This is a genomic window from Pseudomonas sp. MF6755 (assembly GCF_016405635.1).
Taxonomy (GTDB): Bacteria; Pseudomonadota; Gammaproteobacteria; order Pseudomonadales; family Pseudomonadaceae; genus Aquipseudomonas; species Aquipseudomonas haemolytica.
The window spans coordinates 337,005-350,196 of sequence record NZ_JAEKDA010000005.1 but is presented as its reverse complement, the minus strand read 5'-3'; the positions used below and the strand labels follow the sequence as shown (position 1 = coordinate 350,196).

The window sequence follows — 13,192 nt, the reverse complement described above, 5'->3', positions numbered from 1 at the left end:
GAGTGGGGTCCGGGTGGCGAAAACGTAAGAAATACTCGTCGAATTGATTGTTTTTTGATCATTTGGCGAGTTTAAAAGTTGCGCTAGGTGGTATGCCGGGGAAATACATGGCTACTTCAGACCATCCTTAGGTGCATGGACATGCAAAAGTTGCTATGGCTTTGAGTTTTCCAGAGCAAATTTTTATATCGTCAGTAGAGTTCTTTAGAGCGGAATTTACTACTGTCATAAATGACAGTTGTTTAGGTTATATAGCTATAAAAAAGCACGTTTTGGTGTTTTTGGCGCTAACAATTCAAGCGTCAAGACAACAACGTCTTCCTGAATCTCGCCAACGCCACCGCAAAAAACACCAAGCCAATCCCCACCAACGCCAGCAAGTCCGGCCACACCACGCTCAGCCCCGCATCCCTGAATAGAATCGCCGCGCTCAAACTCACAAAGTGCGTCGACGGCGAGCCCTGCATCACCCACTGCAACCACTCGGGCATGCTGTCCAGCGGCGTACTGCCGCCAGAGAGCAATAGCATCGGGATGATCACCGGGATCGCCAGCAGGCCGAACTGCGGCGTCGAGCGGGCGAGGGTGGCGAGGAAGATGCCCAGTGCGGTACTCGCAAACAGATACAGAGCCGTCACCAGCAGGAACAGGCTCAGCGACCCGGCCAACGGCACGCCGAGCAAGCCTTTGACCACCAGCTCCAGGGACAGCCACGTACACAACACCACCACCAGCATATTGCTCCAGATTTTCGCCAGCATGATTTCCAGCGCGGTCAGGGGCAGCACCAGCAGGTGGTCGAGGGTGCCGTGTTCGCGTTCGCGCAGCAGGGCGGTGCCAGTCAGCACGATGGCGAGGATGGTGATGTTGTTGACGATCTGGATCACTGCCAGAAACCAGCCACCTTCCAGGTTGGTATTGAACAGCGCCCGAGTGGTCAGCAGGGCCGGGGCTTTGCTGGCAACGTCGGCCTGGCCGCTGTAGGTCAGCAGCTCCCGCTGAAAAATCCGGCCGATGTAACCCGCGCCCATAAATGCCTGGCTCATCGCCGTGGCGTCGACGTTCACCTGCACGCCCGGCTGGCGCCCGGCCAACAGGTCGGCCTGGAAATTCACCGGTACATTGATGACGAAGGTGTACTGGCCGCTGTCCATGACCTTGTCCAACTGGTCGTAGGCCAATGGCGCCGGCGCCTGGAATTCTGGTGGTTGCAGGGCCTCGGCCATCTGCCGCGAGAGCGCGCTGTGATCTTCATCGACAAAGGCCACGCTGGCGTTGTGCACGCCAATCACCGAGCCCGCGGCGGGCATATAGATCGCCACGGTGAAGGCGTAGAACAGAAATAGCAGCAACACGCTATCGTGGCGCAGGCTGGTGAGTTCCTTGATCCCCAGCCGCAGGATATGGGCGAGCTTGTGCATCAGGCCTCCTGCTTCTTGAGCATCACCAGGCTGAGCCCGGTGAACCCGACGAAAAACCCGAACAAGGCCAGGCACTGCGGCCACAACTGGCGAAGGTCCAGGGCTTTGGTGAAGGTGCCCACCGCAATATCCAGAAAGTGCCCGGCCGGAAACAGCATGCCCATCAGCGCCGCCGCACCCTCCAGGGACGAACGCGGCACGATCAGCCCGGAAAATTGGATGGTTGGCAGGCTGGTGATGATCATGGTGCCGAGGATCGCCGCGATCTGGGTGCGGGTGAACGCCGAGATCAACAGGCCCATGCTCGTGGTGGCCAGCACGTACAACAGGCCACCGAAAGCCAGGGTCAAGCCGCTGCCTTTGAAGGGTACACCGAACAACCAGCGGTTCATCGCCACCAGCAGCGCCAGGTTGACCAGGCTGATGGCCAGGTAGGGCGCTTGTTTGCCCAGCAGGAACTCCAGACGCGTCAGCGGCGTGGCGTAGAAGTTGGTGATCGACCCCAGCTCTTTCTCCCGCACGATGCCGAGCGCGGTGAGCATGGCCGGAATGAACGCCAGGATCAGCGCCATCACGCCCGGGCCGATGGCATTCACGCTGACCACGTCCTGGTTGTAGCGAAAGCGCGTTTCAAGCTTGGCGGCGGCCCGGTTGTTCAGGGGCTGGCTGCTCAGTTCGGCGAGCTGCGCAAGGTTGCCCAGGTGCACCGCCTCCACATAGTTGCGGCTGGTTTCCGCACGAAACGGCATGCCGCCGTCGAGCCAGGCCGCGACGCTGGGCTGGCGGCCGGCGTAGAGGTCACGGCCAAAGCCCGGCGGGATTTCCAGGGCCAGTTTGATTTCCGAGCGTTGCAGGCGCTTGTGCAGTTCGTTGGCGTCGCGAATGGGCGCTTGCTCGGCGAAATAACGCGAACTGCGGAACGCCTCCAGGTAGGCGCGGCTTTGCGGGGTCTGGTCCTGGTCGTAGACGGCGAAGGCGAGGTTTTCCACGTCCAGGGAAATACCGTAGCCGAAGATCACCATCATGAACATTGCCCCGAGCAGGGCGAAGGCCATGCGCACTTTGTCGCGCAGCAGTTCCTTGCCTTCGCGGCTGGCCACGGCCAACAGCCGGGCCAGGCTGAAGCCACGTTTGCTCACGGGCGGCGCGTGGGTTTCGTTGACGGTTGCACGGGGTGCGGCGGGTTCGGGTTCACCCTGGGCCTGCTCCAGGCAGGTGACGAAAGCCGCCTCCAAGGTATCGCCGTGGAACTGCCGTTGCAGCGCCTCGGGCGTGTCGCAGGCCAGTACCTTGCCCGCATGCATCAAGGAGATGCGGTCGCAGCGCTGGGCTTCGTTCATAAAGTGGGTGGACAAGAAGATGGTCACGCCCTGTTCCCGCGAGAGCTCGACCAGCAGCCGCCAGAAATCATCCCGTGCCGCCGGGTCGACGCCCGAGGTGGGCTCATCGAGGATCAGCACTTCCGGGCGATGCAGCACCGCGACGGCCAGGGACAAACGCTGGCGCAGGCCAAGGGGCAGCTCGCCGGAGGGCTGCTCGGTCACTTCACCGAGGTCGAAGCGCTTTATCAGTTCATCAATGCGCGGGCCACTGTCGACCTTTGGCAAGTCGAACAGTTGCGCATGCAGCACCAGGTTCTGGCGCACGCTCAGCTCGCCATACAGCGAGAAACTTTGCGACATGAAGCCCACGCGCTTGCGGGTCGCCAGGTCCTTGGCGTCCACCGGCTTGCCCAGCAGGATTGCACTGCCTTCGGTGGCCGGCATCAGCCCGGTCAGGACTTTCATGGTGGTGGTCTTGCCGCAGCCGTTGGAGCCGAGGAAGCCGAAGATCTCGCCGCGGCCAATGGCAAAGCTGACGTTGTTCACCGCCGTGAAGTCGCCAAAGCGCAGGGTCAGGTCGTGGGCCTGGATGGCGATATCGGTGTTGCCGTTTGTGCGCGGTGGAATCACCAGTGGCTGGTTGTCGTGGGCGCTGTCGCCCTGGAAGTGGGTGAAGGCTTCATCCAGCTTGCCGCTGGGCGTGATCGTCGCCAGTTCGCGGCTCAACCCGTCGGCGATCAACCTGCCACGGTCAAGCATCAGGCAATGTTCGAACTGCTCGGCCTCTTCCATATAGGCAGTGGCCACCAACAGCGTCAGTTGCGGGCGCTCGCCGCGTACGCTGTCTACCAGCTCCCAGAAACGCCGGCGTGACAGCGGGTCGACGCCGGTGGTGGGCTCGTCGAGGATCAACAGGTCTGGGTCATGGATCAGCGCGCAGCACAGGCCGAGCTTCTGCTTCATGCCACCGGACAGCTTGCCCGCCGGGCGCTCGGCAAAGCGTGCGAGGTCCGTGGCGAGCAGCAGGTTGTGCATGCGCTGGTCGCAATCGGCTTTCGACAGGCCGAACAAGGTGGCGAAGAAACGGATGTTCTCGCTGATGGACAGCTCGGGGTACAGGTTGCCACCCAGGCCCTGGGGCATAAAGGCGATGCGCGGGTACAGGCTGTTGCGGTGAAGGCGGTCTTCGATGGAGCCGCCGAGCACCTGCAACTGGCCTTCTTGCAGTTTTTTAACCCCGGCGATCAACCCCAACAGGCTCGACTTGCCCGCGCCATCCGGGCCGATCAACCCGCAGCGGGTGCCGGCTGGCAGGCTGAAGGCAATGTCGACCAGCGCCTGTTGCTTGCCGTAGCGATGGTTGATCTCCGTGGCGTGCAGCGCCAGGCCGCTCATTGCAGGTTGGCCGGCCAGTCGATATCAGCTGTGCGAACGTAGCCCGCGCCGGGCATGCCCGGTTTGGCTTGTGGCACCGCGCTGGGTTGGGTCAGGCGCAATTTGACGCGGAACACCAGCTTCTGGCGTTCGTCGCGGGTTTCCACTTCCTTGGGGGTGAACTGGGATTTGTCCGCGACAAAACTGATTTTGGCCGGCAACGCTTGCTGGGGCAGGGCGTCGAGCAGGATGCGCGCTTCACTGCCGACAGTCAGGCGACCGGTGACGGAGGCGGGCAGGTAGAGGTTCATGTATTGGTCATTGGGATCAATCAGCAGCAACACGCGACCCCCTGCGCCGAGCACTTCACCGGGCTCGGCCAGGCGCAATTGGATGATGCCGTCGATGGGCGCACGCAGGCTGCTGTCATCAATTTCGCTGGTGAGTTGGGCCACTTGGGCCTGGGCCGCACCGATCGCGGCCTTCACCGCATTGACCTGGGCTTGTGCGGCGATCACCGCGGCGTTGCCGGTGTTCTGGCGTGCCTGCTGCTGGTCGATCAACTGGCTGCTGGCGAAGCCGCGCCGGTACAGCTCCTGGGTACGCTTGAGTTCCTGGCTGGCCAGCAGTTGCTCGCTTTGGCGCAACTGCACGTTGGCTTCGGCGGAGGCGAAGTTTTCCTTGGCGCGTAACACCTCGGCTTCGGCCTGGGCGCGCTGGGCTTCCAGGGTGCGGGTGTCCATGCGCGCCAGCAGTTGGCCCTTGAGCACTTTGTCGCCTTCATCCACGCGCACTTCGGCCAGGCGGCCGGGGATCTTGGCGGCGATCTGCACTTCGGTGGATTCCAGGCGCCCGTTGCCCATGCTCAAGCCTTCGGGCAGGCGATCCTGGGTCGAGCGCCAGTAACCAAAGGCCCCGGCCCCCAGCAACAGGACGATCAGGGCAATAGCGAAAAGACGGGAGGTGTGGTGGTTCGTAGACATGGCTGCATCCTGCGGCGTTAGCGTCCCAGTGTGACGGGTTTACCCCGTGGTGGTGTTGATATCGGTCATTTAAAGCAGATGAATGATGGCGGCCCACTGTTCAGGTGTGACCGCCATGACCGAAAGCCGGCTGCCTTTTTGCACCAGCGGCATTTCGGCAAGAGCGGTTTGCTGTTTCAGATAGCCCAGGCTCAACACCTTGGGGAAGGTTTTGACGTGGGCCACGGTGATCGCACTCCAGGGGTTTTTCTCCGCGCTGGCCTTGGCGTCGAAGTAAGGGCTGTCCGGTTCCAGCGCGGTGGGGTCCGGGTAAGCAGCCTCGATGATTTGGCCGATGCCGGCGATGCCCGGCTCCGGGCAACTGGAGTGGTAGAAGAAAAACTCATCGCCCACCGCCATAGCGCGCAGAAAGTTGCGCGCCTGATAGTTGCGCACCCCATCCCAGCGGGCTTCGCCGAGCGTTTCCAGGCCGTTGATGGAGAGTTCGTCGGGCTCGGATTTCATCAGCCAGTAGGCCATTTTGGGGCTCCTGAAAAAGGCATTGGGCAAGTTGTCGGGCAATTCCATGACAAACCGACAGTCGGTTGGCGTCAAGGTTTGCGTGTTGGTTCACGTTGCCGCAGAATGCCGGCCTTTAAGCTTGACGCAGCTGCAACGGACTACCTTGGAACGTTGTTGTCATCGTGTACGAGGTGCCTGAAGGGGGGCAATCGATGCAACGTAAACCGGATTTACTATGGATTTTGGTTATTTTGTTTGGTCTGGGCGTCGTGACCACCGGTTATGCCCAAAGCCTGTGGTCGAACAAGACCGATGCACCGGTTGAACTGGCTCAGCAGCAGCCACAACCGTTCAAGCGTTAACTCAAAGCTTAACTAAGGCGCCGCTGTTTCCAGCGGCGTTTGTGCGACATACCACTGCTTATCGGTCACCGTCCCCGCCAATGGCACATCCCAGCTTGCCTGCGCCAGGCGCTCGACTTTCTGACACTCATGGGCCAGCCCCAGCAGCGTCGGCTTGCGCCAGCTATTGCGACGGGCCAGATAGGCCAGGCTGCGGTCGTAGAACCCGCCGCCCATGCCCAGCCGCCCGCCCGCATCATCGAACCCCACCAGCGGCAACAGCACCAGGTCCAGCGCCCACACTTGGCGTTGGCGCTGGGCGTTCACCCGTGGCTCCAGAATGCGAAAGCGGTTGGGCAGCAACTTATCCCCAGGCCGCACGCGCTGGAACACCATCTTGGTGCGCGGCCAGGCGCTCAGTACCGGCAGATAAGTGGCCTTGCCCCGGCGCTGGGCTGCACGCAGCAGCAGGCGCGGATCGAGTTCACCGTCCGTCGGCAGATACAAGGAAATATGTTTGGCCCGGCGAAACAGCGGGTGCTGTGCCAGTTGCCGATACACACCAAGGGCGGCCTGGCGCTGCTCGCTCGGTGTGAGGGCGCGGCGGGCCTTGCGCAACATGCGTCGAAGTTGCGGACGGGAAAGCGGCGCAGGTTCGGTCATGGTTTTTCGGCTCATAAAACAATGCCAGTCCTGGGACTGGCATTGAGTTTGGGAATTCAGGCTCCCCGACAGAGCCGCTGTCGACTTAGCCCTTGAACCCGAAAGTTCAAGGTGGAAGAAGCAGTAGGCTTTAAGGCTTTCCGTCTAGCGGACATGCACACCAGCCCAACGTGCAACTTCCAGGGTAGTGCGAATCGGCTCAGGGACATCGCCGACTGGCAAACACGCCAGGGAGTGGGGCGAGTATACCTTAAACAGACTCGGCAATCAGCCCTTGGGTGTGTCTGAATCGGTGGAAAGCACCAGATCCACGCGTTCGAGCAGGTCACGCACTTGCTCGCGCGTCGAGCCGCTGGCCTGCACGTCAGGGCGTTCCTGCTTATGCAGCAGATCGTGGGTGATATTCAACGCGGCCATCACGGCGATGCGGTCGGCGCCGATGACTTTGCCGCTGCTGCGGATTTCACGCATCTTGCCGTCCAGGTAGCGGGCAGCGCTCACCAGGTTGCTGCGTTCTTCCTGGGGGCAGATGATCGAATATTCTTTGTCGAGGATCTGCACGGTTACGCTATTGCTTGAACTCATGAGTCTTGCTCCAGGGCCTTCAGGCGCGAAATCATCGATTCGACCTTACGCCGGGCGATTTCGTTTTTTTCAATGAGGTGAGCGCGTTCCTCGCGCCAGGTCTTTTCCTGAGCTAATAGGAGTCCGTTTTGACTCTTAAGTTGCTCGACCCGATCAATTAGCAGTTCGAGTCTGGCCATCAGCGCTTGCAGGTCGGTGTCTTCCATTGGGTTCCACTGGATTTGTCTGATGAATGGCAACTGCAGGATAAACGATCTGACGCCCTCGATAGTCTTGGTGCGTCTGCCGGTGCTAGGATACAGCGCTCCATTCTAGACATTGCGCCGTCTGGCGCCTAGCTCACCATGCCCATTCAGAATTCCCCGTACGACGCTTTTTCCAAACTGCTGAGCACCAGCGGCCACCCATGCTCGCCTGCCGAACTGCACGGCGTGCTGTTGGGCCGCAGTTGCACCGGTGTGGGCTTTGATGCCGACAACTGGCTGGCCGATGTGGCCGAGCTGCTGGAAACCGAACCCACCGAGAACGTGCGTAACGCGCTGATCGGCCTGCAAGAAATGGTCAAGGGCGAGCTGACCGGTGATGACGTCACCGTGGTCCTGCTGCTGCCGACCGATGACGCGCCGCTCACCGAACGCGCTGCCGCCCTGGGCCAGTGGTGTCAGGGTTTCCTCCACGGTTTCGGCGTGAACGCCGGCGGCCTGGAGCTGAGCACCGACGCCAAGGAGGTGCTGCAGGACCTGGCAGCCATCTCCCAGGTGCAAGATGCCCTGGAAGAATCCGAAGACGGCGAGGGCGACTACATGGAAGTCATGGAATACCTGCGCGTCGCGCCGTTGCTGCTGTTCACCGAGACCAAAAAGTCTGCTGAACCTGCTGCACCCAAGCCTTCGCTGCATTAAGAAAGGAACCCCATCTGCCCATGATTCATATCCCCAAAGCGGAATACACCCGACGCCGCAAGGCGCTCATGGCGCAGATGGAACCCAACAGCATCGCGATCCTGCCGGCCGCCGCCGTGGCGATCCGCAACCGTGATGTCGAGCATGTGTATCGCCAGGACAGCGACTTCCAGTACCTGAGCGGTTTCCCCGAGCCCGAAGCGGTCATCGTGCTGATGCCCGGTCGCCAGCACGGCGAGTACGTGCTGTTCTGCCGCGAACGCAATGCCGAGCGCGAGTTGTGGGACGGTCTGCGCGCCGGCACCGAAGGCGCGATCCGCGACTTTGGCGCTGACGACGCGTTCCCCATCACCGATATCGACGACATCCTGCCTGGCCTGATTGAAGGCCGCGATCGCGTGTATTCGGCCATGGGCAGCAACGCCGAGTTCGACCGGCATGTGATGGAGTGGATCAACGTGATCCGTTCCAAGGCGCACCTGGGCGCCCAGCCGCCGAACGAATTCGTTGCCCTGGATCATCTGCTCCACGACATGCGCCTGTATAAATCGGCTGCAGAAGTGAGGGTGATGCGCGAGGCGGCGCGGATTTCCTGCGCGGCCCACGTGCGGGCGATGCAGGCCAGCCGCGCTGGCCTGCATGAGTTCAGCCTGGAAGCCGAGCTGGATTACGAGTTCCGCAAGGGCGGCGCGAAAATGCCGGCCTATGGTTCCATCGTCGCCGCCGGGCGCAACAGCTGCATCCTGCATTACCAGCAGAATGACGCGCTGCTCAAGGACGGCGACCTGGTGCTGATCGACGCCGGTTGTGAGATCGACTGCTACGCCAGCGACATCACCCGCACCTGGCCGGTCAACGGCAAATTTTCGCCTGAACAAAAGGCGATCTACGAGATTGTGCTGGCCTCCCAGGAAGCCGCCTTCAATCAGATCGCGCCGAACAAACATTGGAACCAGGCCCACGAGGCGACCGTGCAGGTCATCACCGCCGGGCTGGTGAAGTTGGGATTGTTGCAAGGTGATGTTGACGAGTTGATCGCCAGCGAAGCCTACCGCGCCTTCTATATGCACCGTGCCGGCCACTGGCTGGGCATGGATGTGCATGATGTGGGCGAGTACAAGGTGGGCGGTGAATGGCGAGTGCTGGAAGTCGGCATGGCCTTGACCGTGGAACCGGGCATCTATATTTCACCTGACAACCAGAACGTGGCAAAGAAATGGCGTGGCATTGGCGTACGCATCGAGGATGACGTGATAGTGACCAAGCAAGGCTGTGAAATCCTGACCGGCGGCGCGCCCAAGACTGTCGCCGAGATCGAAGCACTGATGGCGGCTGCCCGATGAGCCGGGTCAACCTGGCGATTATCGGCGGCGGCCTGGTGGGCGCCAGCCTGGCATTGGCGTTGCAGGCCGGGGCCAAGGCGCGGGGCTGGAAAATCGTACTGATCGAACCCTTTGCACCGGGTGACAGCTACCAGCCGAGCTACGATGCGCGTTCTTCCGCGCTGTCGTTTGGCGCACGGCAGATCTATCAGCGCCTGGGCCTGTGGCAGGCCATCTCCCCGCGTGCCGAGCCGATCAAGCAGATCCATGTGTCGGACCGCGGGCGTTTCTCCACTGCACGTTTGTCTGCCATGGAAGAGGGCGTTCCGGCCCTGGGCTATGTGGTGGAAAACGCCTGGCTCGGCCAATGCCTGTGGCAAGGCTTGGACAAGGATGTGGTGAGCTGGCGCTGCCCTGCGGAAGTCACGCGCATGGAGCCGCTGCCCGATGGCTATCGCCTGACCCTCAACGATGAAACCGTGCTGGAGTGCGACCTTGCAGTACTGGCCGATGGCGGCCGCTCCGGTTTGCGTGAGCAACTGGGCATTGGCGTGAAAACCCGGCCCTACAACCAGAGCGCGCTGATCGCCAACATCACCCCAAGCGAAGCCCACAATGGCGAAGCGTTCGAGCGCTTTACCGATGAAGGGCCGATGGCCTTGTTGCCGCTGCCGGACAACCGTTGTGCGCTGGTCTGGACCCGCATCGGCATGGACGCCCAGCGCTTGGCCAACCTTGACGAGCGCAGCTTCCTGAGCGAATTGCAGGGTGTGTTCGGTTATCGCCTGGGTACCCTCAAGCAAGTGGGCGCCCGTCACCTGTATCCGTTGACTCTGGTGGAAGCTGAAGAGCAAGTGCGCTCCCACCTGGCGGTCCTCGGCAATGCCGCCCACAGCCTTCACCCGATTGCCGGGCAGGGTTTCAACCTGTCCCTGCGCGATGCCAATGCCTTGGCCGAAGCCTTGCTGGCTGGCCCTGCAGTGCCGGGCGACCTGGCGACCTTGCAAGGCTATCGCGATCGCCAGCGCCTGGACCAGCAACTCACCGTAGGTTTCTCCGACCAGGTCACGCGCCTGTTTGGCAGCGGCCAGCCGTTAATGGCGCTGGGCCGCAACCTGGGCTTGCTCGGCCTGGACCTTTTGCCACCGGCCAAACGCTGGTTCGCCCGCCAGGCCATGGGCCTGGGCACGCGCTCTGATGTTTGAACCGGCCCACTACTTTATTTGCGGCCTGTGCCGCACACGAGACAAGGCTTAAAGCATGGACATGCGCGCAGATGTGCTGATTGTCGGGGCCGGAATGGTCGGAAGCGCCCTGGCGCTGGCGTTACAGGGCAGTGGCTTGCAGGTGCTACTGCTCGATGGCAGCCCGTTGAGCGTCAAGCCGTTTGACCCGAATGCAGCGTTTGAACCGCGGGTGAGCGCTTTGTCAGCGGCCAGCCAGCGCATTCTTGAACGCCTGGGCGTGTGGGACGGCATCGTCGAGCGTCGCGCCAGCCCCTACGGCGAGATGCAAGTATGGGACGGCAGCGGCACCGGGCAGATCCACTTCTCGGCGGCCAGCGTGCATGCCGAAGTGCTCGGGCATATCGTCGAAAACCGTGTGGTACAGGATGCCTTGCTGGATCGCCTGCACGACTGCGACCTCGGCCTGCTGGCCAATGCGCGCCTGGAGCAGATGCGCCGCTCCGGCGATGACTGGCTGCTGACCCTGGCCGATGGCCGCAAGCTGCGTGCGCCGCTGGTGGTAGCCGCCGATGGCGCCAACTCCGCGGTGCGCCGCCTGACGGGCACCGCGACCCGCGAGTGGGATTATCTGCATAACGCCATCGTCACCAGCGTGCGCAGCAGCCAGCCGCACCAGCGCACGGCGTGGCAACGCTTTACCGATACAGGCCCACTGGCGTTCCTGCCGCTGGTGCGCGATGGGCAGGAGGATTGGTGTTCGATCGTCTGGTCGACCACGCCGGCTGAGTCCGAACGCCTGATGGCCCTGGATGATGAAAGCTTCTGCCGGGAACTGGAGCGGGCCTTTGAAGGGCGCTTGGGCACTGTGGTCAGCGCAGACCCACGCGTCTGCGTACCTTTGCGTCAGCGCCATGCCAAACGTTATGTGGCTGAAGGGCTGGCGCTGATCGGCGACGCGGCCCACGTGATTCATCCCCTGGCGGGTCAGGGCGTGAACCTGGGCTTCCTCGATGCAGCGGTGCTAGCTGAAGTATTGCTGGCAGCGACCGAGCGCGGCGAGCGCCTGGCGGATGTGAAGGTGCTGAGCCGTTACGAACGGCGGCGCATGCCGCACAACCTGGCGTTGATGGCGGCAATGGAAGGCTTTGAACGCCTGTTCCAGGCTGATCAACTGCCACTGCGCTGGCTGCGTAATGCCGGTTTGAAAATCGTCGACCAGATGCCCGAGGCCAAGGCGGTGTTTGTACGCCAGGCATTGGGTTTGACGGGTGACCTCCCAGAGCTCGCTAAACCTTGAACTGAAATGCAATCCCTGTGGGAGGGGGCTTGCCCCCGATGAGGCCATTGGCCCTCGCGCATATTCTGGCTATGCAACATCTGGTAACGCCTCCGCCGAGCGTTACCAAATGTGAGTCCTTATCATTTGCTCTCAATTTTCAAATGAGAGACCGCACCCATGTTGGCACCCAAGCGCCTCCTGACTGCCCTGGCACTCACCTTGTTCGGCAGCACCATCGTGCAGGCGGCCGACGAAGTGGTGGTCTACTCCTCGCGTATCGACGAACTGATCAAGCCGGTATTCGACGCCTACACCAAGAAGACCGGCGTGCAGGTCAAGTTCATTACCGACAAGGAAGCGCCGCTGATGCAGCGCATCAAGGCCGAGGGCGAGAACGCCACCGCCGACCTGCTGCTCACCGTCGACGCCGGCAACCTGTGGCAGGCCGAACAGATGGGCATCCTGCAACCCTTCACCTCCGCCGTCATCGACAAGAATATTCCGCTGCAATATCGCTCATCGGCCCATGCCTGGACCGGTTTGAGCCTGCGTGCGCGGACTATCGCCTATTCCACTGACCGGGTAAAACCGGGCGAGCTGACCACCTACGAAGCCTTGGCCGACAAGCAGTGGGAAGGACGCCTGTGCCTGCGCACGGCGAAAAAGGTCTACAACCAGTCGCTGACCGCCACGTTGATCGAAACCCATGGCGCGGCCAAGACCGAAGAGATCGTCAAGGGTTGGGTCAACAACCTGTCCACTGACGTGTTCTCCGACGACATTGCCGTGCTGGAGGCTATCAACGCCGGGCAGTGCGACGTGGGTATCGTCAATACCTACTACTACGGCCGCCTGCACAAGCAGAAGCCCGACCTGGCAGTGAAACTGTTCTGGCCGAACCAGGGCGACCGTGGCGTGCATGTGAACCTGTCAGGTATCGGCCTGACCAAGCACGCGCCGCACCCGGAAGCGGCCAAGGCACTGGTGGAGTGGATGACTACGCCTGAGGCGCAGAAGATCTTTGCCGACGTGAACCAGGAGTTCCCGGCCAACCCAGCGGTACCGCCATCGGCGGAAGTGGCGAGCTGGGGCAAGTTCGTAGCCGATACCTTGCCGGTGGAAGTGGCGGGCAAGCGCCAGGCTGAAGCCATCCGCCTGATGGATCGCGCTGGCTGGAACTGAATGTGTAAATTGCCACAGATCTAAATGTGGGAGGGGGCTTGCTCCCGATAGCGGGGTATCAGTCTAATCATCATTGACTGGCACTCCGCCATCGGGAGCAAGCCCCCTCCCACACTGTTTTGTGTCTTAC

At 61.7% G+C, this 13,192-nt stretch carries 13 protein-coding genes and 1 other RNA gene; 6 read left to right on the top strand and 8 right to left on the bottom strand.

The annotated features are described in order from the left end of the window. Positions 1 to 302: 302 nt before the first annotated feature. The 4 genes from JFT66_RS08795 to JFT66_RS08780 all read right to left on the bottom strand — a co-directional run bounded on the left by JFT66_RS08795 (position 303) and on the right by JFT66_RS08780 (position 5,619). Positions 303 to 1,421, bottom strand: coding sequence for an ABC transporter permease (locus JFT66_RS08795; protein WP_034116338.1), 1,119 nt, complete (start codon positions 1,419 to 1,421; stop codon positions 303 to 305). Further along, complete coding sequence (rbbA, locus tag JFT66_RS08790) at positions 1,421 to 4,138, bottom strand: ribosome-associated ATPase/putative transporter RbbA (RefSeq protein WP_198859116.1); 2,718 nt, start codon at positions 4,136 to 4,138, stop codon at positions 1,421 to 1,423. Before rbbA ends, JFT66_RS08795 begins: the two co-directional genes overlap by 1 nt. Further along, positions 4,135 to 5,100, bottom strand: coding sequence for an HlyD family secretion protein (locus tag JFT66_RS08785; protein ID WP_198859115.1), 966 nt, complete (start codon positions 5,098 to 5,100; stop codon positions 4,135 to 4,137). The genes rbbA and JFT66_RS08785 overlap by 4 nt, the downstream gene beginning before the upstream one ends. Before the next feature lie 69 nt (positions 5,101 to 5,169). After that, entirely contained in the window at positions 5,170 to 5,619 is a 450-nt protein-coding gene (locus JFT66_RS08780; protein WP_198859114.1) for an EVE domain-containing protein, read from the bottom strand. 194 nt (positions 5,620 to 5,813) lie between these two features. Between JFT66_RS08780 and JFT66_RS08775 the strand changes: the two genes are divergently transcribed. Continuing rightward, the gene (locus tag JFT66_RS08775; protein WP_010207387.1) at positions 5,814 to 5,963 is read left to right on the top strand and encodes a hypothetical protein; all 150 of its coding nucleotides are present in this window, start codon (positions 5,814 to 5,816) and stop codon (positions 5,961 to 5,963) included. 12 nt (positions 5,964 to 5,975) lie between these two features. Here JFT66_RS08775 and JFT66_RS08770 read toward each other — a convergent pair whose 3' ends face one another. The 4 genes from JFT66_RS08770 to JFT66_RS08755 form a co-directional block, all read right to left on the bottom strand. Continuing rightward, positions 5,976 to 6,605 (bottom strand): 5-formyltetrahydrofolate cyclo-ligase, encoded by a 630-nt coding sequence (locus JFT66_RS08770; protein WP_198859120.1) that lies wholly within the window; start codon positions 6,603 to 6,605, stop codon positions 5,976 to 5,978. A gap of 58 nt (positions 6,606 to 6,663) precedes the next feature. Continuing rightward, positions 6,664 to 6,842, bottom strand: a non-coding RNA gene (gene ssrS, locus JFT66_RS08765) — 6S RNA. A gap of 30 nt (positions 6,843 to 6,872) precedes the next feature. Then, positions 6,873 to 7,190: a cell division protein ZapA gene (locus tag JFT66_RS08760; RefSeq protein ID WP_034116333.1), complete on the bottom strand. Its 318-nt coding sequence runs from the start codon at positions 7,188 to 7,190 to the stop codon at positions 6,873 to 6,875. Continuing rightward, positions 7,187 to 7,396 carry a TIGR02449 family protein gene (locus JFT66_RS08755; protein WP_003177365.1) on the bottom strand — a complete coding sequence of 70 codons (210 nt, stop codon included), beginning with the start codon at positions 7,394 to 7,396 and terminating at the stop codon, positions 7,187 to 7,189. Before JFT66_RS08755 ends, JFT66_RS08760 begins: the two co-directional genes overlap by 4 nt. A 138-nt stretch (positions 7,397 to 7,534) precedes the next feature. Between JFT66_RS08755 and JFT66_RS08750 the strand changes: the two genes are divergently transcribed. The 5 genes from JFT66_RS08750 (at position 7,535) to JFT66_RS08730 (ending at position 13,062) form a co-directional block, all read left to right on the top strand. Next, on the top strand, positions 7,535 to 8,092 hold the full coding sequence (locus tag JFT66_RS08750; RefSeq protein ID WP_017739071.1) for a YecA/YgfB family protein: 558 nt from the start codon (positions 7,535 to 7,537) through the stop codon (positions 8,090 to 8,092). Between the two features lie 20 nt (positions 8,093 to 8,112). After that, positions 8,113 to 9,435: a Xaa-Pro aminopeptidase gene (gene pepP / locus JFT66_RS08745; protein ID WP_198859113.1), complete on the top strand. Its 1,323-nt coding sequence runs from the start codon at positions 8,113 to 8,115 to the stop codon at positions 9,433 to 9,435. Next, positions 9,432 to 10,619 carry a 2-octaprenyl-6-methoxyphenyl hydroxylase gene (ubiH, locus tag JFT66_RS08740; protein ID WP_034116331.1) on the top strand — a complete coding sequence of 396 codons (1,188 nt, stop codon included), beginning with the start codon at positions 9,432 to 9,434 and terminating at the stop codon, positions 10,617 to 10,619. The genes pepP and ubiH overlap by 4 nt, the downstream gene beginning before the upstream one ends. Positions 10,620 to 10,680: 61 nt before the next feature. Beyond that, positions 10,681 to 11,898 carry a 2-octaprenyl-3-methyl-6-methoxy-1,4-benzoquinol hydroxylase gene (locus JFT66_RS08735; protein WP_198859119.1) on the top strand — a complete coding sequence of 406 codons (1,218 nt, stop codon included), beginning with the start codon at positions 10,681 to 10,683 and terminating at the stop codon, positions 11,896 to 11,898. A gap of 159 nt (positions 11,899 to 12,057) precedes the next feature. Continuing rightward, positions 12,058 to 13,062, top strand: a complete 1,005-nt coding sequence (locus JFT66_RS08730; RefSeq protein ID WP_198859112.1) for an extracellular solute-binding protein — start codon at positions 12,058 to 12,060, stop codon at positions 13,060 to 13,062. Positions 13,063 to 13,192: the final 130 nt, after the last annotated feature.

What these genes read in the sequence shown, in the direction of transcription:
- JFT66_RS08780 (WP_198859114.1), bottom strand. Translation starts at nt 5,619, where the DNA reads ATGGCCTACTGGCTGATGAAATCCGAGCCCGACGAACTCTCCATCAAC.
- JFT66_RS08770 (WP_198859120.1), bottom strand. Translation starts at nt 6,605, where the DNA reads ATGACCGAACCTGCGCCGCTTTCCCGTCCGCAACTTCGACGCATGTTG.
- JFT66_RS08795 (WP_034116338.1), bottom strand. Translation starts at nt 1,421, where the DNA reads ATGCACAAGCTCGCCCATATCCTGCGGCTGGGGATCAAGGAACTCACC.
- JFT66_RS08760 (WP_034116333.1), bottom strand. Translation starts at nt 7,190, where the DNA reads ATGAGTTCAAGCAATAGCGTAACCGTGCAGATCCTCGACAAAGAATAT.
- JFT66_RS08755 (WP_003177365.1), bottom strand. Translation starts at nt 7,396, where the DNA reads ATGGAAGACACCGACCTGCAAGCGCTGATGGCCAGACTCGAACTGCTA.
- JFT66_RS08785 (WP_198859115.1), bottom strand. Translation starts at nt 5,100, where the DNA reads ATGTCTACGAACCACCACACCTCCCGTCTTTTCGCTATTGCCCTGATC.
- JFT66_RS08730 (WP_198859112.1), top strand. Translation starts at nt 12,058, where the DNA reads ATGTTGGCACCCAAGCGCCTCCTGACTGCCCTGGCACTCACCTTGTTC.
- rbbA (WP_198859116.1), bottom strand. Translation starts at nt 4,138, where the DNA reads ATGAGCGGCCTGGCGCTGCACGCCACGGAGATCAACCATCGCTACGGC.
- pepP (WP_198859113.1), top strand. Translation starts at nt 8,113, where the DNA reads ATGATTCATATCCCCAAAGCGGAATACACCCGACGCCGCAAGGCGCTC.
- ubiH (WP_034116331.1), top strand. Translation starts at nt 9,432, where the DNA reads ATGAGCCGGGTCAACCTGGCGATTATCGGCGGCGGCCTGGTGGGCGCC.
- JFT66_RS08735 (WP_198859119.1), top strand. Translation starts at nt 10,681, where the DNA reads ATGCGCGCAGATGTGCTGATTGTCGGGGCCGGAATGGTCGGAAGCGCC.
- JFT66_RS08775 (WP_010207387.1), top strand. Translation starts at nt 5,814, where the DNA reads ATGCAACGTAAACCGGATTTACTATGGATTTTGGTTATTTTGTTTGGT.
- JFT66_RS08750 (WP_017739071.1), top strand. Translation starts at nt 7,535, where the DNA reads ATGCCCATTCAGAATTCCCCGTACGACGCTTTTTCCAAACTGCTGAGC.